General features: G+C 67.5%; 21 protein-coding genes and 1 pseudogene. 14 read left to right on the top strand and 8 right to left on the bottom strand.

The genetic code is table 11. The features are described from left to right. Positions 1-73 precede the first annotated feature (73 nt). On the bottom strand, positions 74-1096 hold the full coding sequence (locus tag ABZS43_RS34980) for a polyprenyl synthetase family protein (RefSeq protein ID WP_355040294.1): 1023 nt from the start codon (positions 1094-1096) through the stop codon (positions 74-76). 207 nt (positions 1097-1303) lie between these two features. On the opposite strand from ABZS43_RS34980, the gene ABZS43_RS34975 reads away from it, so the two are divergent. The 3 genes from ABZS43_RS34975 (at position 1304) to ABZS43_RS34965 (ending at position 3535) form a co-directional block, all read left to right on the top strand. After that, positions 1304-2575: a geranylgeranyl reductase family protein gene (locus tag ABZS43_RS34975; RefSeq protein WP_355040293.1), complete on the top strand. Its 1272-nt coding sequence runs from the start codon at positions 1304-1306 to the stop codon at positions 2573-2575. A gap of 19 nt (positions 2576-2594) precedes the next feature. Further along, the gene (locus ABZS43_RS34970; protein WP_355040292.1) at positions 2595-3020 is read left to right on the top strand and encodes an AraC family transcriptional regulator; all 426 of its coding nucleotides are present in this window, start codon (positions 2595-2597) and stop codon (positions 3018-3020) included. 71 nt (positions 3021-3091) lie between these two features. After that, positions 3092-3535 carry a VOC family protein gene (locus ABZS43_RS34965; RefSeq protein ID WP_355040291.1) on the top strand — a complete coding sequence of 148 codons (444 nt, stop codon included), beginning with the start codon at positions 3092-3094 and terminating at the stop codon, positions 3533-3535. A gap of 53 nt (positions 3536-3588) precedes the next feature. Here ABZS43_RS34965 and ABZS43_RS34960 read toward each other — a convergent pair whose 3' ends face one another. Beyond that, positions 3589-4095: a DUF2505 domain-containing protein gene (locus ABZS43_RS34960; protein WP_355040290.1), complete on the bottom strand. Its 507-nt coding sequence runs from the start codon at positions 4093-4095 to the stop codon at positions 3589-3591. A 40-nt stretch (positions 4096-4135) separates the two neighbouring features. Here ABZS43_RS34960 and ABZS43_RS34955 point away from each other — a divergent pair, with 40 nt between their 5' ends. The 4 genes from ABZS43_RS34955 (at position 4136) to ABZS43_RS34940 (ending at position 11128) form a co-directional block, all read left to right on the top strand. After that, positions 4136-4579, top strand: coding sequence for a DUF3592 domain-containing protein (locus tag ABZS43_RS34955; protein WP_355040289.1), 444 nt, complete (start codon positions 4136-4138; stop codon positions 4577-4579). A gap of 100 nt (positions 4580-4679) precedes the next feature. Next, positions 4680-5822: a glycosyltransferase family 1 protein gene (locus tag ABZS43_RS34950; RefSeq protein ID WP_355040288.1), complete on the top strand. Its 1143-nt coding sequence runs from the start codon at positions 4680-4682 to the stop codon at positions 5820-5822. Positions 5823-5949: 127 nt separating this feature from the next. Continuing rightward, positions 5950-6660, top strand: a complete 711-nt coding sequence (locus ABZS43_RS34945; RefSeq protein ID WP_355040287.1) for a demethylmenaquinone methyltransferase — start codon at positions 5950-5952, stop codon at positions 6658-6660. A 247-nt stretch (positions 6661-6907) separates the two neighbouring features. Then, positions 6908-11128, top strand: a complete 4221-nt coding sequence (locus ABZS43_RS34940; RefSeq protein WP_355040286.1) for a bifunctional nitrate reductase/sulfite reductase flavoprotein subunit alpha — start codon at positions 6908-6910, stop codon at positions 11126-11128. Positions 11129-11155: 27 nt separating this feature from the next. Here the strand turns inward: ABZS43_RS34940 and ABZS43_RS34935 are convergent, their stop codons facing one another. Beyond that, positions 11156-12190 carry an aldo/keto reductase gene (locus ABZS43_RS34935; RefSeq protein ID WP_355040285.1) on the bottom strand — a complete coding sequence of 345 codons (1035 nt, stop codon included), beginning with the start codon at positions 12188-12190 and terminating at the stop codon, positions 11156-11158. A gap of 82 nt (positions 12191-12272) precedes the next feature. Between ABZS43_RS34935 and ABZS43_RS34930 the strand changes: the two genes are divergently transcribed. The 3 genes from ABZS43_RS34930 to ABZS43_RS34920 all read left to right on the top strand — a co-directional run bounded on the left by ABZS43_RS34930 (position 12273) and on the right by ABZS43_RS34920 (position 13539). Further along, a complete protein-coding gene (locus ABZS43_RS34930) occupies positions 12273-12896 on the top strand; it encodes a TetR/AcrR family transcriptional regulator (RefSeq protein ID WP_355040284.1) in 624 nt (207 codons plus the stop codon). Positions 12897-12931: 35 nt separating this feature from the next. Further along, a complete protein-coding gene (locus ABZS43_RS34925; protein ID WP_355040283.1) occupies positions 12932-13168 on the top strand; it encodes a hypothetical protein in 237 nt (78 codons plus the stop codon). Positions 13169-13311: 143 nt separating this feature from the next. Then, positions 13312-13539: a hypothetical protein gene (locus ABZS43_RS34920; protein WP_355040282.1), complete on the top strand. Its 228-nt coding sequence runs from the start codon at positions 13312-13314 to the stop codon at positions 13537-13539. A gap of 22 nt (positions 13540-13561) precedes the next feature. On the opposite strand, the gene menD is transcribed toward ABZS43_RS34920, so the two are convergent. The 3 genes from menD to ABZS43_RS34905 form a co-directional block, all read right to left on the bottom strand. After that, positions 13562-15202 (bottom strand): 2-succinyl-5-enolpyruvyl-6-hydroxy-3-cyclohexene-1-carboxylic-acid synthase, encoded by a 1641-nt coding sequence (gene menD, locus ABZS43_RS34915; RefSeq protein WP_355040281.1) that lies wholly within the window; start codon positions 15200-15202, stop codon positions 13562-13564. 191 nt (positions 15203-15393) lie between these two features. Next, on the bottom strand, positions 15394-15840 hold the full coding sequence (locus ABZS43_RS34910) for a hypothetical protein (RefSeq protein ID WP_355040280.1): 447 nt from the start codon (positions 15838-15840) through the stop codon (positions 15394-15396). A gap of 141 nt (positions 15841-15981) precedes the next feature. Next, positions 15982-16677, bottom strand: coding sequence for a PaaI family thioesterase (locus tag ABZS43_RS34905; RefSeq protein WP_355040300.1), 696 nt, complete (start codon positions 16675-16677; stop codon positions 15982-15984). 210 nt (positions 16678-16887) lie between these two features. Between ABZS43_RS34905 and ABZS43_RS34900 the strand changes: the two genes are divergently transcribed. The 4 genes from ABZS43_RS34900 (at position 16888) to ABZS43_RS34885 (ending at position 20834) form a co-directional block, all read left to right on the top strand. Beyond that, entirely contained in the window at positions 16888-17781 is an 894-nt protein-coding gene (locus tag ABZS43_RS34900) for a 1,4-dihydroxy-2-naphthoyl-CoA synthase (protein WP_355040279.1), read from the top strand. A gap of 27 nt (positions 17782-17808) precedes the next feature. After that, entirely contained in the window at positions 17809-18201 is a 393-nt protein-coding gene (locus tag ABZS43_RS34895; RefSeq protein ID WP_355040278.1) for a VOC family protein, read from the top strand. Between the two features lie 375 nt (positions 18202-18576). Continuing rightward, a complete protein-coding gene (gene menE / locus ABZS43_RS34890) occupies positions 18577-19731 on the top strand; it encodes an o-succinylbenzoate--CoA ligase (RefSeq protein WP_355040277.1) in 1155 nt (384 codons plus the stop codon). Between the two features lie 122 nt (positions 19732-19853). Further along, the gene (locus tag ABZS43_RS34885; RefSeq protein WP_355040276.1) at positions 19854-20834 is read left to right on the top strand and encodes an ATP-binding cassette domain-containing protein; all 981 of its coding nucleotides are present in this window, start codon (positions 19854-19856) and stop codon (positions 20832-20834) included. 35 nt (positions 20835-20869) lie between these two features. On the opposite strand, the gene ABZS43_RS34880 is transcribed toward ABZS43_RS34885, so the two are convergent. Together ABZS43_RS34880 and ABZS43_RS34875 are read right to left on the bottom strand one after the other, a co-directional pair. Next, positions 20870-21697 (bottom strand): transposase, encoded by an 828-nt coding sequence (locus ABZS43_RS34880; protein WP_355040299.1) that lies wholly within the window; start codon positions 21695-21697, stop codon positions 20870-20872. Further along, positions 21652-21984, bottom strand: a pseudogene (locus tag ABZS43_RS34875) (hypothetical protein); the annotation flags it as partial. The pseudogene ABZS43_RS34875 and the gene ABZS43_RS34880, both read right to left, overlap by 46 nt.

Raw genomic sequence — 21984 nt, 5'->3', positions numbered from 1 at the left:
CGCACACCAGGTCAACGACACGCGCCACGGAAAGGTTCCTGATCGGTAACCACAGATCGCCGCCGGTCGGGACTCAACCCACCCGTTCGATGGTGTAGCGCACCAGGCGCTCGAGGGCGTCGTTGGCCGGACCGGGCGGCAGCGCGGACAGTTCGGTGTACGCGATATCGGCGTATCCCTGCAATTTCTCTTTCGCCAGCACCATGCCCCTGGACCGGGCGAGCAGCGCGAGGGCCTCCTCGACCTCGGCATCCGATTCCAGCGGACGGGCGAGCAGCGTACGCAGCCGATCGCCCTCGGCGCCGTCCTCGCGCAACGCGTACAGCACCGGCAGGGTGTGCACGCCTTCGCGCAGGTCGGTTCCGGGGGTCTTACCGGACTGTTCGGACGCCGAGGAGATGTCGATGATGTCGTCGGAGATCTGGAAGGCGGTGCCGACCGCGTCGCCGAGTCGGGCCAGGCGTTCGACATGCGCGGTATCGGCGCCGGAGAAGGTGCCGCCGAAACGACCGGACGCGGCGATCAGCGACCCCGTCTTCTCCCAGACCACGCGCAGGTAGTGCTCGACCGGATCCTGGGATTCGCGCGCGCCCATGGTTTCGCGCATCTGACCGGTGACGAGTTCGGCGAAGGTTTCGGCGATGATGCGCACGGCGTCCGGGCCGAGGGTGGAGGTCAGCCGCGAGGCGTGGGCGAACAGGTAGTCGCCCGCGAGGATGGCGATGTTGTTGCCCCAGCGCGAATTCACGCTCGGCGCCCCGCGACGCATCTGGGCCTCGTCCATCACGTCGTCGTGGTAGAGGGTCGCCAGATGGACCAGTTCGACGACGGTGCCCGCGACGATCAGCGCGGGATCGGTGGGGTTGGGCCCGAGCTGACCGGTGAGGACGGTGAACAGCGGACGGAAGCGTTTACCCCCGGCCCGTGCCAGGTGCAGCGCGGCCTCCTGGAGGAAATCCTCTCCGTCGGAGAGTTCATCGATGAGTAGCTTCTCGACCTGTTCCAGGGCGTTGCGCACGGTCGACGCCAGCTCGGTGTCACCGAGATCCACCCCGGCCACCACCGTGCTCTGCGCTGCCACAGCCGATGTACTCATCTCTTCTCCCAGCGATGCGTCCGACCCCACGGTGAAGAACCTAGCGTGTCCGCGCCGCGCGGCCCATGAACACCGTCACTATGCGGTGTATCGCCCACTTTTCCACACATTCGCCGGGGCGGGATCACCAGTGCTGGCGGGAGCGACCGGCGGCGGCTGACGGGTCCGCCGTCGACATCGGCGAGATCGCCCTGCAAGTATGGGCGCATGGGCTCACCGGATGTCACTCCCGCGAGCGGCGACGGGGACGCGCTGCCGAGCAGGGCCGAGGTGCTGGTCGTCGGCGCTGGTCCGGCCGGCTCGGCCGCCGCCACCTGGGCCGCGCGCGCGGGCCGCGACGTACTGCTGGTCGATTCCGCTGTCTTCCCACGGGATAAGACCTGCGGCGATGGCCTGACGCCGCGCGCCACCAAGGAACTCGAACATCTCGGCCTCGGCGAATGGGTGCGCGCCCACACCGTCAATCACGGCCTGCGGATGACCGGATTCGGCCGCGAGGCGCTGCTGAGCTGGCCCGCCGGATCTTTCCCCACCTACGGAAGCGCCGTTCCCCGAACCGAACTCGACGACAAGTTGCGCGAGACCGCGGTGAAGTCGGGCGCGCGAATGCTGGACGGCACGAAGGTGGTGGATGTCACTCGAGACGGGGACCGTATCGCGGCGGTGACGGTCGAGACCGCGGCGGGTTCGCGCACCATCGCCTGCGCGACTCTCGTGGTCGCCGACGGGGTCCGCTCCCCCATCGGCAAGATGCTCGGCCGAACCTGGCACCGCCGATATGCCTACGGCACCGCCGCGCGCGCCTACATCAAATCCGGGCGCAGCGACGATCAGTGGATCACCTCGCATCTGGAATTGCGCGATGCCGACGGCGAACTGGTTCCCGGCTACGGCTGGGTGTTCCCGCTCGGCAACGGTGAGGTGAATATCGGCGTCGGCTCACTCGCCACCGAGGCCCGCCCGTCTCATATCGCGTTGAAATCTCTTCTGCGGCACTACACTTCGCAACGATACGGGGAGTGGCAATTCGAAGGTGAACTGCGGGCGATCGCGTCGGCGCTGCTGCCGATGGGCGGTGCGGTCTCGCATGTGGCCGGCCGTAACTGGGTGCTCATCGGTGACGCCGCCGGCTGTGTGAACCCGCTCAACGGCGAGGGTATCGACTACGGCCTGGAGGGCGGGCATATGCTCGCCGACCTCCTCGACGAACCGGATCTCACCCGCGTCTGGCCGGAACTACTCCTCGCCCGCTACGGGCGCACGTTCTCGGTGGCGCGCCGGATCGCGGGCCTGGCTACCCACCCGCGCATGGTGCCTCTCGGCGGACCGCCGGTGATGCGTTCGAAATACTTGCAGCGCACCGCCGTTCGGGTGATGGGCAATCTGGTCACCGACGAGGATCTCGACCTCACCGCGCGGGCCTGGCGGCTGGCGGGCCGCGCTTCCCTGCGCATGGACGAATTGCAGCCTTTCTCCTGATCCACGCGGAGTGAAAGCCATGGCGCACCCACCGGAACGAGGATTGCCCACGCTCTACCTGCTGCCGCATCTGCGCAAGGCACGGGATCTGGCGGATCGCCGGTACGCCGATCCGCTGAATCTCGATGAATTGGCCGCGGCGGCCGGGGTGTCGAAATACCACTTCCTGCGCGCGTTCGCCGCCGTATACGGGCGCACTCCCGCGGTCTACCTGGCCGAACGGCGGATCGAACGCGCCCAGGATCTGCTGCGCGCCACGAACCTCACGGTGACCGAGGTGTGCATGCTGGTCGGCTACACCAGCCTGGGGTCCTTCAGCAGTAAATTCCGCCAGCTCGTCGGCGTGACCCCGTCGGAGTACCAGGCGAAATTCGCCGACGGCGCGCCGCGTATCCCCGGCTGCTACGTCTTCATGCACGGTCTGTCCGACCGCAAACGCGACTGAGCGACCGCTGGACAGCGACACCGCAATTTCGGAGAAGCCCGGCGGACCCGCGGCGAAATAGCCTGGGACCCATGACGACGATTTCCAATATTTCCCTGGTCACCGTGTATGTGACCGATCAGGACGCGGCCAAGCGGTGGTACATCGACAACCTGGGCTTCGTGGAATCCGCCGATATCGCGATGGGCGACAACGGCTTCCGCTGGGTGACCATCGCTCACCCGGATCATCCGGAACTCGAGGTGACCCTGATGGTCCCCGGACCACCGCTGGACGACAATCTCGCGGACGCGATCCGCCGCGCGCTGGCCAACGGCACGCACGGCGCGCTCGGCCTGAGAACCGAGAACTGCCAGAAAACGTTCGAGGAGCTGACCGCCAAGGGCGTCGAATTCGTGCAACCACCCGCCGAACGCCCCTACGGCGTCGAGGCGATCATCCGGGATAATTCCGGCAATTGGCTGGTGCTGGTCGAGCCGAAGGCGTTCGATCCGGCGGCCTTCGGCGGCGAGTGACGACGGTTCGGGCCCGGCCCCGAAGCCGGGACGGGCCCGAACCCGCTTCGTCGTCAGGCGTTGGCGTCGCTGGACACCCACTGCTCGATGAATGCGCGCTCGCTGTTGAGCACCCGATGGAACAACTGTTCGGCCAGCGGCTCGATGGCCCCGCCGACCAGCGGAACCTTCACCTTCACGACACCGACCACCTCGATTTCCGCGCCTTCGGCAGTCGGGCGCATTTCGTAGGCGCCCGACAGCTCGCTGGCGATTCCACCGGTCGTGCCCTCGAAGACGCCCTTGGCGATTTCTCCGTCCAGGGCCTGCCAGTGATCGGTGCGCGAGAGGACGAGTTCACTCTTGAGCACCTTGCCCACGATGCTGGGAACCTTATCCTTACGTGCCTTTTCGGTCATATGGATGCGAATGGTGCCCGCGCCTTCGGGATGGGACAGTTCCAGGGTCGCGGTCGTCGCCTCGGCGAATCGGGCGTGCCACACGTCGTCGCCGGTGAGTGCCCGGTGGAGATCTTCGACCGGGACAGCGTAGGGCACGGTGAAGCTGAATTTTCGGGACATGGGCGCTCACGCTAGTCGAATCGCTCGGTAGCCTGTGGCGGTGTCGGAAACCAGCCAGCCCGAAAGGCGCGCCGTTCGCCTGCGGCGGGCGAAATTCGGTGTCTGCATCGCGGCGGCGGTGGTGAGCGTGCTCATGGGGCTGCTCGTCCTCGCGGCCTGGCGCAACGACTATCTGATCAGTTCCGACAAGGGTGTGACCACCGCCGAGGTGCTCTCGGCGGGACGGCTGCGCTCCGCGGTCATCTACGTCACCCCGGACGGCGAGACGCATAATCCCAAGGTCGGCGTGCTGTATCCGACCAATCTCACCGCCGGTGAGCGTATCAATGTGGAGTACGACCGCGCCGATCCCGATCTGGTCAGGGTCGCCGGCCGCGATGTGCGCGTCGCGCTGCTGCCAGCGCTCTCGGTGATCGTGGTGGCCTGGCTGCTCGCGCTGCCCACGCTGTGGATTCTCACCCGACTTGGCCGTCGCCGCCCTTGACCAGCGTGTCCGGCCCGAGCCGTCAATAGTTCGCCGGACGTTTTCGCGGATGTCACGTCGGCGTGGCGGGTCGGCGCGATCCGGCGGTCACGCTGAAGCGGTGCGCGTAGCCATCGTTTCGGAGTCGTTCTTGCCGAATATGAACGGCGTCGTCAATTCCGTCCTCCACATCCTCGACCACCTGGATCGGCACGGTCACGAGGCGCTGGTCATCGCGCCCGACACTCCGCGCGGATCACCCGCAGCCCCACGTCATCACGGCCGCTTCCGGGTGCACCGGGTGCCCGCGGTGATGGTTCCCAAGATCAGTTCGCTGCCGGTCGGATTGCCACAGCCGGGTATCACCGCCGCGATCGCGGAATTCGGCGCCGACGTGGTGCATCTGGCCTCGCCGTTCCTGCTCGGCGCGGGCGGGCTCGGCGCGGCCGTGCGGCTCGATCTGCCGACGGTGGCCGTCTACCAGACCGATGTCGCCGGATTCGCCAGGAGCTACGGGCTCGGACTCGCGGGCCGGGCCGCCTGGCACTGGACCCGGCGTATCCACGAGGGCGCGACGCGCACCCTCGCCCCGTCCCGCGCGGCGGCCGAAGATCTGGGCAGACACGGCATTCCCCGGATCCACCGCTGGGGCCGAGGTGTCGACATCGCCCGGTTCGCCCCGTCCGCGCGATCGGCGGATATGCGCGCGAACTGGCTCGCCGGATCCGAGCGACTGCTCGTCGGGTTCGTCGGGCGGCTCGCCCCGGAGAAACACGTGGATCGGCTCGCCGTTCTCGCTCACGACCCTGATATTCAGCTGATCGTCGTCGGTGACGGACCGGACAGGGCCGAACTGGCGAGGCTGCTGCCCGACGCCGTGTTCACCGGCGAACTCGGTGGCGACGAACTGGCGCGGGCCTACGCGAGCCTGGACGTCATGGTGCACGCGGGCGAACACGAGACGTTCTGCCAGGCCGTCCAGGAGGCGCTGGCCTCGGGTGTGCCGGTGATCGGCCCCGACGCGGGCGGCCCGCGCGACCTGATTTCGCACTGCCGCAACGGCTATCTGCTGCCGGTCGAGCGCTTCGAAGAACTACTGCCCAGTGCCGTCGGCGCCCTGCGCGATTCCGATATTCGGGCCCGATTCGCGAATTCGGCCCGGAAATCCGTACTGCACCGCACCTGGCCCGCCATCTGCGCCGAACTGATGGGGCATTACGCCGAGGTGACCGGGATGCGGATCCGGCTGCCGCATACGGCCTGAGCGCGGATCGTCGCGTGTGCGCCGGGTCACCGGCACCCCGTCCCACCTGCCGTGACAGCGCGACGTGCCCGGCGGCTTCGACCGCCACCGTGGTCGCGCGATCGGCCCGCGCACTAGGGTCGAACCCGTGGCGAAAACAGAGCAGCGGGAATCGTTTCGGGCCTCGCTCGAAAAGCAGCCGCACGAGGTCGCGTCGATGTTCGACGGGGTCGCGAAGCGGTACGACATCACCAATACCGTCATCTCGGCGGGCCAGGACAGGTACTGGCGGTGGGCGGTCCGCAAGGCGGTGGCGCCGCGCCCCGGCGAGCGGGTGCTCGACCTGGCGGCGGGCACCGGAATCTCCACACTCGATCTGGCCAGATCCGGGGCGTGGTGCCTGGCGGCCGATTTCTCCAAGGGCATGCTCGCCGCGGGACAGTTCCGCGATGTGCCGATGGTCGCGGCCGACGCGACCGCGCTGCCCTTCGCCGACAATTCCTTCGACGCGGTGACCATCTCCTACGGCCTACGCAATATCTCCGACAGCCAGGGCGCGCTGCGCGAGATGCTGCGCGTCACCAAACCCGGCGGCAGGCTGGTGGTGTGCGAATTCTCCACACCGGTTGTCCCATTGTTCAGAACCGTCTACATGGAATACCTGATGAAGGCGCTGCCCCGGGTGGCACGCACGGTGAGCAGTAATCCGGACGCGTACATCTACCTGGCCGAATCCATCAGGGCCTGGCCGAATCAGCGACAGCTGGCGATGCGGATCGCCGACGCGGGCTGGTCGTCGGTGAAATGGCGGAACCTGACCGGAGGCATCGTCGCGCTGCACCGCGCCTACAAGCTCTGAGCGAACCCGAGTGACGACACTCACGCGGGGCGGACAACCGCACCGTCGTGACCCAGGTTGCGGTTCGCGCCGCCCTGGGCGCACCGCGCCAACCGCCGTTCACGCAGGTCAACTCGGCTGATCCGAGCATCGACCGACCTCGGGAGCGCCGATCTCACCGCCGCGGAATCGCGCCGTGAGGAGAATTGTCATCTGACGATAACGCTGGGTAAATGCGGCGCAACGGCCGGTAGCCATTATCGGAGGCATGTCGGATGCAGTAACGGGTCGCACGGGAGGCACCGCCAAGACGGCGTGCTCCTACTGTGGCGTCGGCTGCGGAATCACCGTGGAGACCACCTCCGACGCCGCGGGTAAGCCGGTGATCGCCAAGGTCAGCGGCGACAGACTGCATCCGTCCAATGCCGGAAGGCTCTGTACGAAGGGCGCGACCCACCTCGAACTCATGCGCGCGCCGGGCCGGATGGATACCGCGTACCGGCGGCCCGAGCGCGGGCAGGCACCGGTGTCGGTCTCCGTCGACGCCGCGGTCACCGAGGCCGCCGACCGGTTGCGCGCCATTCTCGACGAGCACGGGCCCGACGCGATCGCGCTCTACGTCTCCGGACAGATGTCGCTGGAGGCGCAGTATCTCGCCACCAAATTGGCCAAGGGTTACCTGCGGACCGTCCATATCGAGGCCAATTCACGACTGTGCATGGCGAGCGCGGGCACCGGCTACAAACAGTCGCTCGGCTCCGACGGCCCGCCCGGCTCCTACGACGATTTCGAGCACGCGGATCTGTTCTTCGTCATCGGCGCGAATATGGCCGACTGCCACCCGATCCTCTATCTGCGCATGGTCGACCGGCTCAAGGCGGGCGCGAAACTCATCGTCGTCGATCCGCGGCGCACCGAGACCACCGCCCGCGCCGATCTGTTCCTGCAACTGAAACCCGGCACCGATCTGGCGCTGCTGAACGGCATCCTGCATCTGCTCGTCGACAGCGGCGATATCGATGAGGAATTCATCGCCGAGCACACCGAGGGCTGGGACGCCATGCCCGCATTCCTCGCCGAGTACACCCCGGATGTGGTCGCCGGGATCACCGGACTGGCCGAGGCCGATATCAGGACAGCCGCCCGGTTGATCGCCGAGGCGGGCGAGTGGATGTCGCTGTGGACGATGGGTCTCAACCAGTCCACGCACGGCACCTGGAACACCAACGCCCTGTGCAACCTGCATCTGGCGACCGGCGCCATCTGCCGTCCCGGCAGCGGACCGTTCTCGCTCACCGGCCAGCCCAACGCCATGGGCGGACGCGAGATGGGATATATGGGCCCTGGCCTGCCGGGCCAGCGCAGCCTGCTCGCTCCCGGCGACCGCGCTTTCGTCGAAACCGCGTGGGACCTGGAGCCGGGCACCCTGCGTACCGAAGCCGGGCCGGGCACCATCGAGATGTTCCGCGCGATGGCGGACGGGGATATCAAGGCCGCCTGGATCATCTGCACCAATCCCGTCGCCTCGGTCGCCAATCGTAAAACCGTGATCGCCGGTCTGGAGGCCGCCGAACTGGTCATCGCGCAGGACACCTATACCGACACTGCCACCAACGCCTATGCCGATCTGCTGCTGCCCGCCACGCTGTGGGCCGAGGCCGACGCGGTGATGGTGAATTCGGAGCGCAATGTCACGCTGCTCCAGCAATCGGTCGAACCGGCGGGCGACGCGCGCCCGGACTGGCTGCTCATCGCCCAGGTCGCCACCGCCATGGGGTTCCCCGGCTTCGCGTTCGCGTCGAGCGCCGAGGTCTTCGCCGAGATCAAGCGATTCGCGAACCCGGCGACCGGCTACGACCTGCGCGGCATGAGTTACGACGCCCTGCGCGAATCTTCGATGCAATGGCCGTGCGCCGACCCCGGTGCGCGCCGCAACCCCATCCGCTATCTCAACGACGGCGTCAGCCAGCACCTGTTCGTCGACGAGGCCGGGCATCAGCCGAGACTGGCCTTCGCCACGCCGAGCCGCAGGGCTGTGTTCTGGCCGCGCCCGCATATGGCGCAGGAGGAAATGCCGGACGACGACTACCCGTTCGTGCTCAATACCGGCAGGTTGCAGCATCAATGGCACACCATGACCAAAACCGGCAAGATCGCCAAGCTGAACAAGTTGAACGGCAAGCCCTTCCTCGAGGTGCATCCCGATGACGCCGAACGACTCGGCGTGCGGGCGGGCGATCAGCTCGAAATCGCCTCGCGGCGTGGACGTGCGGTCCTGCCTGCGCAGATCAGCGATCGGGTGCGGCCCGGCGACTGTTTCGCGCCGTTCCATTGGAACGACGAGCAGGGCGAGTATCTGACGATCAACGCCGTCACCAATGACGCGGTGGACGCGGCCTCGCTACAGCCGGAATTCAAGGCGTGCGCGGTATCGCTGCGCCGCGTCGCGCCGGTACCCGAACCCGAACGCGACACCCCGGCGGTGACTTCCATCGAGTCCGGCGCGCGCACCGCCGAACCGCATCCGCTTGCCGTCATGCTCGGCATCGACAGCGGGATCGCTCCGACGCTCAGCGATATCGAACAGATCTACCTGAGCGGATATCTCGCCGCCCTGCAGACACTTCCCGTCGTCGGCCAGCCGGTGCTGCCCGATTCCGCGCCGCTGTCCGCGCGCAGCCGGATGTGGATCGACGGAATGCTCGCGGGGATGTACTCGCGGGGCTCCGGGACTGCGGTCGGCGGGGAAACACCCGCCGCCGCACCCGTCACGGTGTTGTGGGCGTCACAGACCGGCAATGCCGAGGAATTCGCCGCCGAGGTGGCCGAACGTCTCGCCGAAGCCGGGTACGGGCCGAGGCTGCTCGATATGGATTCGTGCGAACTCGAGGTACTCACCGGCGATGTGCTGGTGATCAGCAGTACTTTCGGCGACGGCGGGCCCCCGGATAACGGCGCCGATTTCTGGAATCGGCTCGACGACAGCGTGCTCCGGTTCACCGGCATGCGCTACGCGGTATTCGCCCTCGGCGATTCCTCCTATGACGATTTCTGCGGCCACGGTCGCAAACTGGACGCGAAACTGGCCGAACGCGGAGCCACCCGGCTGCTGCCCCGCACCGACAGCGAACCCGACTATCGGGAATCGGCGCAGCGCTGGCTCGACGACGTGCTCGCCGCGCTCGGCGACGGGGCGGACCTCGATCACTCCGATACCGTGCCGGGAACGGTCGCCGCGACGACCGACCGTCTCTCTCCTCGCCCAGCCGCTGCGGCCACCGCCGGTGGCGCCACCATGACGCTGACCCGGCCCGCACCCGCGCCGACTCGTTCCGCGCGCGACAACGCCGCGCCTTTCACCCGTCATTCGCCGCTGACCACGGCATTGGTGCGCAATGAGCCGCTGTCGCGGCCTGGCTCGCCGAAAGAGGTGCGCCAGTTCGGTTTCGATCTACGCGGGCTGGACGCCTCCTACGAGGTCGGCGATTCGCTGGGCGTATGGCCGTCCAACTGCGAGTCGCTCGTAGCCGAATGGCTCGCCGCGACGGGTTTGGACGGACGCCGCACCGTCGAGGTCGACGATCGCGAGATGCCGCTGGTGCAGGCGCTGCGCACCCGCTACGACATCACCAAGATCAGTCACGATCTGTTGACCTTTGTGGCCGAACGCAATCCGAATCAGCAGCTCGCCAAACTGCTGCGCCGCGACAACCGCAACGAACTCGCCAACTACCTGTGGGATCGTCAGGCCGTCGACGTGCTGCGGGAGTTCCCGGTGCGAGCCGATCTGGTCGACTGGCTCGCCACGATGAAAAAACTGCAGCCACGCCAGTATTCGATTTCGTCGAGTCCGCTGGTCAGTCCCGACGAAGTGCAGTTGACGGTCGGCGTTGTGCGCTACGGAGATCCGGCCGCGACCGGTTCCGCGGCCAGACGCGGCGGCGTGTGCTCGACCTACCTGGCCGACCGGGTGGACGGCCTCGGCGCCGAGGTCCCCATCTTCCTGCAGCGCGCACCGCATTTCCGGCCGCCGCTGGATCCGAACGCGCCGATGATCATGGTCGGCCCCGGCACCGGGATCGCGCCGTTCCGCGGTTTCCTTCAGGAGCGCCGCGCACTCGGCGCCCCAGGACGGAACTGGCTGTTCTTCGGCGAACAGCATGCGGCACAGAATTTCTACTACCGCACCGAACTCGAAGACATGTTCCGCTCGGGTTTCCTCACCCGCCTCGATCTGGCCTTCTCTCGCGACCAGCGCGAACGGATCTACGTGCAGCACCGCATGATCGAACACGGCGCGGAATTGTGGTCGTGGCTGCGCGAGGGCGCGTATTTCTACGTCTGCGGCGACGCGGCGCGGATGGCGAAGGATGTGGACGACACCCTGCTGCGTATCGCCCAGATCCACGGCAAACTCGACGAATCCGCCGCGCTCGCCTTCAAGAAGCAGCTGATCGCCGATAAACGCTACGTCCGCGACGTCTACTGATTCCGCGCGGCGCGCCACCGGCCGAGCTCAGACCGGGGGCGGGTTGAGGCGGGTGAAGTCGGGCAGGCGGTGGTACGGGTAGTAGGGGTAGGGCGCGGTGGTCGCACTCGCCTTGTCGAGGCGGGCGATATGGGCCGGGTCGAGTCGCCAGCCGACTGCGCCGAGGTTCTGGCGGAGTTGGTCCTCGTCGCGGGCCCCGACGATGACGGTGGAAACGGTCGGCCTGCCCAGCAGCCAGTTGAGGGCGATCTGCGGGACGGTTTTGCCGGTGTCGGCGGCGATATCGTCGAGAACGTCGACCACGTCGTAGAGCAGGTCGTCGTCGACCGGCGGACCCGCCTGGGCGGTCTGGTGCAGGCGGCTGCCCTCGGGAAGTGGGCTGCCGCGGCGGATCTTGCCGGTGAGACGTCCCCAGCCGAGCGGACTCCAGATGACCGCGCCCACCCCCTGATCCTGCCCGAGCGGCATCAGTTCCCATTCGTAATCGCGACCGACCAGCGAGTAATAGACCTGGTGCGCGACATACCTGGTGAGGCCGCCGCGATCGGCCGCGGCGAGGGATTTCATCAGCTGCCAGCCCGCGAAGTTGGACGCGCCGAGATAGCGGATCTTGCCCGCGCGCACCAGATCGTCGAGTGCGGCAAGGGTTTCCTCGACCGGGGTGCCCGCGTCGAAGGCGTGCAGCTGGAACAGATCGATGTGCTCGACGCCGAGCCTGCGCAGCGAACTCTCGACCGCGCCGATCAGCCGCGACCGTCCGGACCCGGCGTCGTTCGGGCCCGGCCCGGTCGGCAGACCCGCCTTGGTCGAGATCAGCAATTGATCGCGCCTGCCCTTGATGGCCGCGCCGAGCACTTCCTCGGAGACGCCGTCGGAATAGACGTCGGCCGTATCGAACATCGTGACGCCAGCCTCCAGGCTGATGTCGAGCAGCCTGCGCGCCTGCGCGGCGTCGGTGTCGCCCCAGGCACTGAACAGCGCGCCCCGCCCGCCGAAGGTGCCCGCGCCGAAACTCAGGGCGGGGACGAGAAGTCCGGATGCGCCGAGTCGCCGGTACTCCATGGTGACTCTTAAAGGGTCTATAGTTCCGTTAACAATTCGAAGACTACACCTGGCGAGCCATAAATGAAACTGGAGTTCCGTTATGACATCCGAGGACGCGACACCGGGATCGATCCGACCCGGTGGACGGACCGCCCGGGTCCGCGAGGCGGTACTGCGCGTCGCGGGCGATCTCCTGGCCGAACGCGGATTCGCGGAATTGGATCTGGCCGAGGTCGCCGCCCGCGCCGAAGTCGGGAAAACCACGGTGTACCGGCGCTGGGGCACCGCCACCGGCCTGGTGACCGATCTGCTTGTCGATATGGCCGAACACTCCGTGGCGCGCGCCGACACCGGCTCGCTGCTCGGCGATCTCACCGCCAACGCGCGCCTGGTCGCCCGGACGCTCACCGATCCACGGCAGGGACGACTGTTCCGCGCCGTCATCGCGGCGGCCACCTGCGACGAAGCAGCCGCCACCGCATTGCGCCGCTTCTACGATGTGCGGCTCAGCGAATGGGCGCCATGCGTGGAAGCCGCCGTCGCCCGCGGCGAGGCCCCCGCGGGCACCGACCCGCGCGCCGTCTTCTCGGCGGTCTCCGCACCGCTGTACTACCGCCTGCTGGCCAGCGGCGACCCCATCGACGAGGCGGTCGCCGACACCGCGGCCCGCGCGGCGATGGACGCCGTCGCGGCGGGCACGCTGCGGACCGCGACCAAGTCGTGACAGCGAAATCCGCTGGATAAGAGGATAATTGGGAGATGAAGGGTGATCGAGTGGAGATCGTCGTCGATATCGGCGACAGGTCGAGCAGTTACGAGATAGCGGCGACACGCGCGGGTCGGCGAGTCGATGTGCGGATCGCGCGCGGCGTGGTGGAGGTCAGCGAGGTGACGCGCAGCGGCACACCGGTGCGCACCGCACGGTTCATGGCCAATCGCCTGGTGGCGCTCGTGGAACATCCGGCGAACGGGGGCGGGCCGCGTGACGGGGAGTAGGCGGCGCGACGCCGCGTCACCCGACTGATCCGGCCGTTCGTTTGCCGGATCGGCCGACGTGGCGCATCCTCAATGCTGCTGGACTGTTTCACCTCGAAGGACCGGGTACCCGGAACCAGAGCGACGCCGGACAGGAGCACACGATGATCGATCGCAGCACCCCAGGTACGACATCCGACAGCAGCGACGAGGTCTCCGAAGCGGACCTGGCCGAACAGTCCACCCCCGTCGACCCGGACGAATCATCGGACGACGAACAGGCACTGGCCGAGGCCGTCGACCGGGACAGGTGGAACGCGAATGTCGCCGATATCGTCGAGCAGGCGATCGAGGTGCCGCCCGACGACGAAGCCTTCGAACTGAACGAATAACCGCCGGGGGCGGGCGAGCCGCTCAGGGCGCGATCTTGGCTCTCACGGTGGCGTGCAGTTCCCGCAGGCTCGACCTTTCGGTCGCCACCTCGAGCACCCGCACACCGTGTGCGGGTGCGGCCAATTCGACAGCGAGCCGTTCGGGATCGACCTGGCTGTGCGGGATGCGGTACGCCGCGCAGAGGGCGGCGAGATCCATGCCGTGGGGTGTGCCGAAGACGCGCTCGAAAACGCCCGCGTACTGCGGATCGCCCTGTTCGAGCAATTCGAAGATGCCGCCGCCGTCGTCATTGGCGACCACGATCGTGAGATCCTCCGGCCGTGGCTCGCCGCGGCCGATCAGCAGGCCGGACGCGTCGTGCAGGAATGTGAGATCGCCCATCAGCGCGACCGTCCGGCCGTCATGGGCCAGTGCCGCGCCGACCGCCGCGGAGACGGTGCCGTCGATACCGGCGACGCCCCGGTTGGACAGCACTTTCACATCGGGACGCGGATAGGAGACGAGCGCCGCGTCGCGCACCGGATTGGACGCGCCGAGCAGCAGTTGATCGCCCGGACGCAACGCGTCCATCACCACCGCCGCGACGTGCAGTCCGGTCGGCTTCGGATGCGCGGCCAATTCGTCGCGCACCACCTGATTCGCGGTGGCGTCGAGCTCACGGCACCGGGCCAGCCACTCCGGGCGCGGCGCGCCGGAGATGACGGCGCGGGTACCCGTGCCGACGACATTGCCGGACACATCGGGCCAGCGCGGGCCGGTCGTCAGCGCGTACACGGTGACCGACGGATCGGCCAGCACCTTGGACACCTGGCGGTGCAGGGTCGGCCTGCCGGTGATGATCGCCTGTCGTGGGCGCAGCAGCGGCAGAACCAGCGGGTGCAGCGCGGGACCGTGCATGGGCGCGGTGGGCTCGGCGACGGTCGGCAGGTCGGCCAGTTCGGGACGCAGCCCGGCGCCGTGGCCGGATATGACGACGGTATCGGGGGTGAGGTCGATGTCGAGCGGAACGTCGAGGGTCGCGTACTGGGTCGAGGTCCAGGCCCGGCCGTTGTCGCGGCCCGCCGGAGCGATCTCGCCCGGCGCGAGATCCGGCACGAGCGGTTCACGCAACGGAATGTCGAAATGCACCGGACCCGCGTTGCCCGAACGCGTGCCGCGCGCGGCGGCAAGCACCCGGCACACGGCCGAACGCCAGACGCTGTTCTGCTGGCTGTAGAGGCCGCCGCCGTCTGCGGTGTCGGTCTCCGCGAGTCCGAGGCTGATGGTGGCGCGCACCTGGCTGCCGAAAAGACCCAGCTGTTCGACGGTCTGATTGGCGCCGGTGCCGAGCATGTCGTAAGGGCGGTTGGCGCTGAGGACGATCAGCGGAATCCGCGCGTAATTCGCCTCGAGTACGGCCGGGCCGAGATTGGCGACGGCGGTCCCCGATGTCATCACCACCGGCACCGGGCATCGAGCCGCGGCGGCCAGGCCGATGGCCAGAAAACCCGCCGTGCGTTCATCGATGCGCATGTGCAGCCGCAACCTGCCCGCTACGTCGGCGGCCTGAAGAGCGAAGGCCAGCGGCGCGTTCCTCGAGCCGGGGCACAACACCACATCGCGCACGCCGCCGCGCACAAGTTCGTCGACGACCACCTGTGCCTGCGCTGTTGACGGGTTCACCACACCAGCCTCGCAGACAGTTCGGCGGCCGTCTCCGTCAGCCTGCTCACAGTGCGGAATCGAGCGCGGCGAACGCACCGTCGCGGGTCGCGCGGCCTATGCCGCGCAGCCCCGGCGGGCACTACCCCGCCGAACGCCGAATCGCCCTCACGGGCATGGCCTTCGGCGTACGACGGGGGTCGACCCGCGAATTACACGGCGTGCCGCTGCACGAGGTCACCCAGACGCGGCAGCGCCTCGATGACGTTCTTCTTCGCCGAGGAGCGCATGGAGGAGTACACCTTCTGCAGCGCGGGGCGAGACGAGGCCTCGGCGCGCGCGTCGGTGACCGAGAGCAGCGCCTCGGCGACCGCGTCGGACTTGGAGACGAGCAGGTCGGCGAAACGACCCTCACCCGTCGCGGTGTATTCCTGCCAGAACGGGTCCAACTGCGCGACGAGCTTGGGCGCCAACGACTCCAGCGCGTCGGGGACGATGGACGGGCTGATCTTCTTGACTGCCGCGTAGCCACCCTTCACGGCCAGGCCAGACGCACCACCCTTGTCCGACACCTCGGCGTCCAGAACATCTTTGGCGTCGGCAAGGAATGCCGTGCGCTTGGCGTCGATGAGCAGGGATTCAGACAGTGCTGCAACCACTTTCAGGTTCCTCCGGATCGTGTCGATGAACGAGCGCACGCCACTATACGCACTGGTGCCGAGGGTCACACGTCGCTCACCCGGCAACGGGCCCGCTTCACCCTCGCACGAGTGGGCGCGCGGCGCATCCGGACGGACCGATCAGGGCTGCCACGGCAGCAGTTGCACCATCAATCCCTCGCAGTCGGCGAGCAGATCTCCCTGCTCATCGCGCAATTCGGCGGTGACGAAGGTTTTGCGGCCATCGATCCGGTCGACGCGGCCCCGCACCGACAGCGGCGTATCGAGAAGAGTGACCTTGCGATAGTTCACGTGCAGGTACGCGGTGCGGCTGATCGGCCTGCCCGCGTAGTGCACGATCATTCCGAACAGGTCGTCGAAGAGCAGCGGCAGCACACCGCCGTGCGCCGCGCCGTTGCCGCCGAGGTGATATCGGCGGAAGACGCCCGTCATGCTGATGCCGTCCGGTCCGGCTTCCAGCACCGTCCACGGCAGCAGCAGCAGACTGCCTCGGCCCGGCAGTTCCATGGCCCGGCCCGCGGGCCCCTGCAGTTCCGGTGCGCGATGCGGTTCCAGGAGATCGATCAGTTCGCGTGCCTTGCCCAACGCGTCGCCGAAAACCTCGTCGGTGGCGTCGACGGAGACCGCGAGGTCCTGCAGGGTCCGCATCGCCTCGATGAACGGGCCGAAATTCGCCCCGATCTTCGATGCGGTCACCTTCGGAAAGCCACCGTGGGTCTCGTAGCGGCTCTCGTCCACCGCGCTGCGATCGATGCGAGGCCGTCGCGCTCGCTGCTCGACCGGTCGTTCGGCAACAGGTTTCACTCGCTCGCTCATATCCGCCTCGCTCATATCCGCCTCGCTCACACGCTCGCCTCCGGCACAACCGAGCGATACTCGGTCGCGTCCGCCCTTCGCTCTCACAAGCACGGTATCGCGTCGTTTTACACCGTCAAATCGGCGGTCCCCACCAGGTCGGGCCCTCTGTCGGTAATCGCACGGGCGGCACTGCTCCGACGCATTTCACCGCGCGCGATAATCACCGGTGTGACTTTCGATCCGAAGCTGTGGCGGCCCGTTCCGGGATTCGAGAACCTGACCGACATCACCTACCACCGGCATATCCGGCAGGGCACCGTCCGGGTCGCGTTCGATCGGCCCGAGGTACGCAACGCGTTCCGCCCGCACACCGTCGACGAGCTCTACCGAGCGCTCGACCATGCCCGGATGACCCCCGATGTCGGCGCGGTACTCATCACCGGCAACGGCCCCAGCCCCAAAGACGGCGGCTGGGCCTTCTGTTCCGGCGGTGACCAGCGCATTCGCGGGCGCAACGGCTACCAGTACGCCAGCGGCGACACCGCCGACACGGTGGATCAGGCGCGCGCGGGCCGATTACACATCCTCGAGGTGCAGCGGCTCATCAGGTTCATGCCCAAGGTCGTCATCGCACTGGTCAACGGCTGGGCGGCCGGCGGTGGGCATAGTCTGCACGTGGTGTGCGACTTGACGCTGGCCAGTCGCGAACACGCGCGTTTCAAGCAGACCGACGCCGACGTCGGCAGCTTCGACGGCGGTTACGGCAGCGCCTATCTGGCCAAAATGGTCGGGCAGAAATTCGCCCGCGAGATCTTCTTCCTCGGCCGCCCGTACACCGCCGAGGAAATGCATCAGATGGGCGCGGTGAACAGGGTCGTCGATCACGCGGAGCTGGAGAATGTGGCGCTGGAATGGACCGCCGATATCAACGGCAAATCCCCGCAGGCCCAGCGCATGCTGAAATACGCGTTCAACCTGCTCGACGACGGTCTGGTCGGACAGCAACTGTTCGCGGGCGAGGCGACGAGAATGGCGTACATGACCGACGAGGCGGTCGAGGGTCGCGACGCGTTCCTGGAGAAACGCGAGCCGGACTGGACCCCCTACCCCTGGTATTTCTGAGTTATTCGACGGGACGGATTCCGCATCGTGGACATCTTGAGCAGCCGCGTCATTCTGCGGCCTGCGAACTACCGGAACACCCTGGCCTTCTACCGCGACGGTCTCGGACTGGCGATCGCGCGCGAGTATCCGGGTGGAACCGTTTTCTTCGCTGGACAGTCGCTGCTGGAGATCGCCGCGCACGGCGGATCGGGCGGTTCGACGAATTTCCATGGGGCGATCTGGCTGCAAGTGCGCGATCTGGCCGACGCCGCCGCCGAACTCGCGTTGAAGGGGATCGCGATCGATCGGGCGCCCGAGAAGGAGTCGTGGGGCCTGATCGAGATGTGGGTCCACGATCCGGACGGGGTGCCGATCGTCCTGGTCGAGATTCCCCCTGAGCATCCGATCCGGCGAGATTCGCGCTGGTCGGAGGACTGACGCGGAGTTCGACCACAGCAGGCGCACCCGGTGTCGAGTTGCCAAGGCGGGTCGCGGCGAGGACCATAACGCTCGGGTGGACGCCCTGCCGCCGATGTCCGGGTTGCCGCCGATCCCGACATCCGACGAGTGAATCGCAGTCCCCGATGCCTGGCGTAGCAGAATCCCATTTCCCGGGGGTGGTCGCAGTTCGTATGCGTCGCCCCAGCAAACCGACCCGTTCCGCGCGCGGCGGCGCGGGCATGACACGATCCCTACCGTGAGGGAGCGCAGCAAGCGAACCGAGGGTGCTCCGACCCCGGGTACGAGGGAACGCGCGAGCGAGGTGGAGTCTCGGCTCGGCGCGTCGGGATCGAAGATCGGCGAGGCGGAGTCGTGAGCACACTGCGAACATTGCCGATGCCGAGCGGTTCCGGCCTCGGCGATGTGATGCCGCACCTGCGCGAGGCGTTGGAGGGCAACGGCCCGGCCTGGCTGCCGATTCCCACCGGTGATCGCCGCGAAGCCCACCGACTCAGCGACGCGCTCTCCCCCGGCGAGCCGATCGATGACGAGGTGGCCCTCGTGGTCACCACCTCGGGAACGGCCGGTGTGCCGAAAGGCGCCATGCTCAGCGCGGCGGCGCTGCGGGCCAGCGGCGCGGCGACTCACCAGCGTCTCGGCGGACCTGGCACCTGGTTACTCGCCCTGCCCACCCACCACATCGCGGGTATCCAGGTACTGCTGCGCAGTATTCAGGCGGGGACCGAACCCGCCGTGCTCGACGTTTCCGGCGGTTTCCTGCCGGAAGCGCTGGCGGGAGCCATCTCCGGTATGCGCGGTTCGCGCCGCTACACCTCGCTGGTGCCCACCCAACTCATCAAGGCTTTGAACGACCCGTCGGCAACGGCGGCGCTCGCCGATCTGGACGCCGTGCTCGTCGGCGGGGCGGCCACCCCGAAACCGGTCCAGGAACGCGCGAAGGCCGCCGGTATCACCGTCGTTCGCACCTACGGCATGAGCGAAACCTGCGGCGGCTGCGTCTACGACGGCGTGCCGCTGGACGGCGCGAAAGTGCGTATCGATGACGGCAGGGTCGTACTCGGCGGCACGATGATCGCCCTCGGCTACCGGGGGCTGCTCGATCATCCCGCTTTCGCCGAACCCGGCTGGTTCCGCACCGACGACGCGGGCACCTTCGACAACGGCGTACTCGATATCACCGGCCGCCTGGACGAGGCGATCCTGACCGGCGGTCTGCTGGTGATCCCGCAGGTCGTCGAGGCCGTGCTGGTCACGCATCCGGCGATCAGCGAATGCGTCGTACTCGGACTGCCCGATGAGCGGCTGGGGCAGCGGGTAGCGGTCGCGGTGGTTCCGACCGAAGGCGCGCGGCCCACCCTCGAGGAGTTGCGCGATCACGTGCTGCGCGAACTCGACGCCATCGCCGCGCCACGGGAATTGGCGTTGCTGGACGAACTGCCGGTGCACGGCCCCGGTAAACCCAACCGCGCGAAGTTGCGCGAACTGCTCGTCAGCGCGGCGCACTGACCCGCGTGCGGTAGCGATCCCGGCCACCGCCGCTCGGCGCCGCCGGGTTCGCCTACCCCGTGCAAGACACCCGCCATCGCCGTGCAAGGGCTGTGCAAGACGACGCCCGCACAGTTGTTCCCATGACTTACACACCCACTTCAGCGCTCGCCGTCGAGGCGAACGACCTGGTCAAGGTGTTCGGGGAGCAGCGTGCCGTCGACGGTGTCAGCTTGGCGGTACCGCAGGGCGCGGTCTACGGCGTGCTCGGACCGAACGGCGCGGGCAAGACGACGACGATCCGGATGCTGGCCACGCTCTTACGGCCTGACGGCGGCAGCGCCCGCATCTTCGGCCGCGATGTCGTTTCGGACGCCGCCGCCGTACGTTCACTGATCGGCGTCACCGGGCAGTACGCCTCGGTCGACGAGGATCTGAGCGCCACCGAGAACCTGATGATCTTCTCCCGCCTGCTCGGCCTCGGCCGGGCCGACGCCCGACGCAGGACCGCCGAACTCCTGGAGGAATTCGATCTGACCGAGGCGGCGGACAAGTCGTTGAAGAATTTCTCCGGAGGTATGCGACGCAGGCTGGATCTGGCCGCCAGTCTCATCTCGACCCCGCCGCTGCTCTTCCTCGACGAGCCGACCACCGGCCTCGATCCGCGCACCCGCGCCCAGATGTGGGCAACCATCCGCCGCCTGGTCCGCGAAGGCGCGACGGTCCTGCTGACCACGCAGTACCTCGACGAGGCCGATCAGCTCGCCGACCGGATCGCCGTGATCGACCACGGCCGGGTGATCGCGGACGGCACCGCCGACGAACTCAAGGATTCGGTCGGCGGCTCCTCCCTGCATCTGACCCTGCGTGACATAACGCAACTCGACGAGGCCAAGCGCATCGTCGGCGATTTCCTCGGCGCGCAGGCGCAGATCACCCCGGAGGCGGGCAGGCTCACCGCTCCGCTGCGCGATGCCGATATGACCACCGATCTGCTGATCCGCCTGCGCGAGTGGGAAATCGCGGTGGACGAGATCAATGTCTCCAAGCCGAGCCTGGATGAGGTCTTCCTCACCATCACCGGCCACCCGGCCACCGACGACACCGAACGGAGCGCGGCTTAACGGTTCTCCCGCTTGAAGGCAGGGAGATTTCCAGCTCAGACAGCAACCAGACCATCCACCCGAAGGAGGTGACCTGCTTGTCTCACGTCATCAACACTGGTGTGGCCCCGTTCTGCCACAGCCAGAACCACTCTGGCAGCGTTGCGATCGCGCCCGTCGGTGTAACCGCAGTCGCACCGGAAAGTTCTCTCGTGCAGTTCGAGTCGCTTGGCTCTCGCAAAACACGAACTACACGTCATCGTCGTATAGGCGGGCCGAACCAACACCACCTTCCGCCCGGCCCGCCTGGCACGCTCGATCAATTCTCGTTTCGCCGCACCGATAGCGGCATCAGCAGCCTTACGGGCCATCGTGGACTTCGCCAGAAACACGGGCTCGAAATCCTCGACAGCGATCAGATCATGGCGCTCGACAACCCGCCTCGCCCACACACGGGAGCCGTGGACGTTCTGGCGGGCGGCTTTCTTCGCCAGCTTGGCAGCCTGACGCTTCGCCTCGGCGTCACCCCTGCTACCAGGCCGACCCTTCCGATAACGTCGAGCCATCTTCCGCTGCGCCTTCCCCAACTCGCCAGCACACCGTTTCCGATGCCCCAGGTAGGGCAGATCGAACGCCGGATCACTAGCGGTGGCCGTGGTCGATACACCCCAGTCGACACCGACACCACCCTCACCACACGGGTACACCGCGACCTCGCGACGCACCACGAACGAGGCATACCAATGCCCGAGCGAATCCTGGAACACCCGAACCGACGTCGGCGCCGACGGCAACTCCCGCGACCACACGACCGGAATGGACACCCCCTTCGGCAGGGTCAACCTGCCGCCACTGATACCGAACCCGCGAGTGGTGTATTCCAGCGAAGGCAGGGTTTTCTTCCTGGCCTCGAGGACCGGACGACCGCGCCCTTCACCGTGAAGGACTGCTCCAGCGATCGGGAGTACTCCCGCAACATCTGCTGCTGGGCAACCTGGGACCCTTCACGCAGCCACGGCATCCGCGACCGCGCTTCGGTCAACAGCTTCCCGAGCTTCGCCAACGTCGGTTTCCGCCCGGACCTCTGCTGGTGGACGGCTTCGTTCCACAGCCATCGACACCGGCCCCACTCGGCCAGCAAAGCAGCTTCAGCGATGCGTCCAGGCCGCAA

The sequence above is a fragment of the Nocardia sp. NPDC005366 genome, assembly GCF_040606855.1.
In the GTDB taxonomy this organism is placed as follows: Bacteria; Actinomycetota; Actinomycetes; order Mycobacteriales; family Mycobacteriaceae; genus Nocardia.
This window is presented reverse-complemented; position numbering and strand designations above follow the sequence as displayed.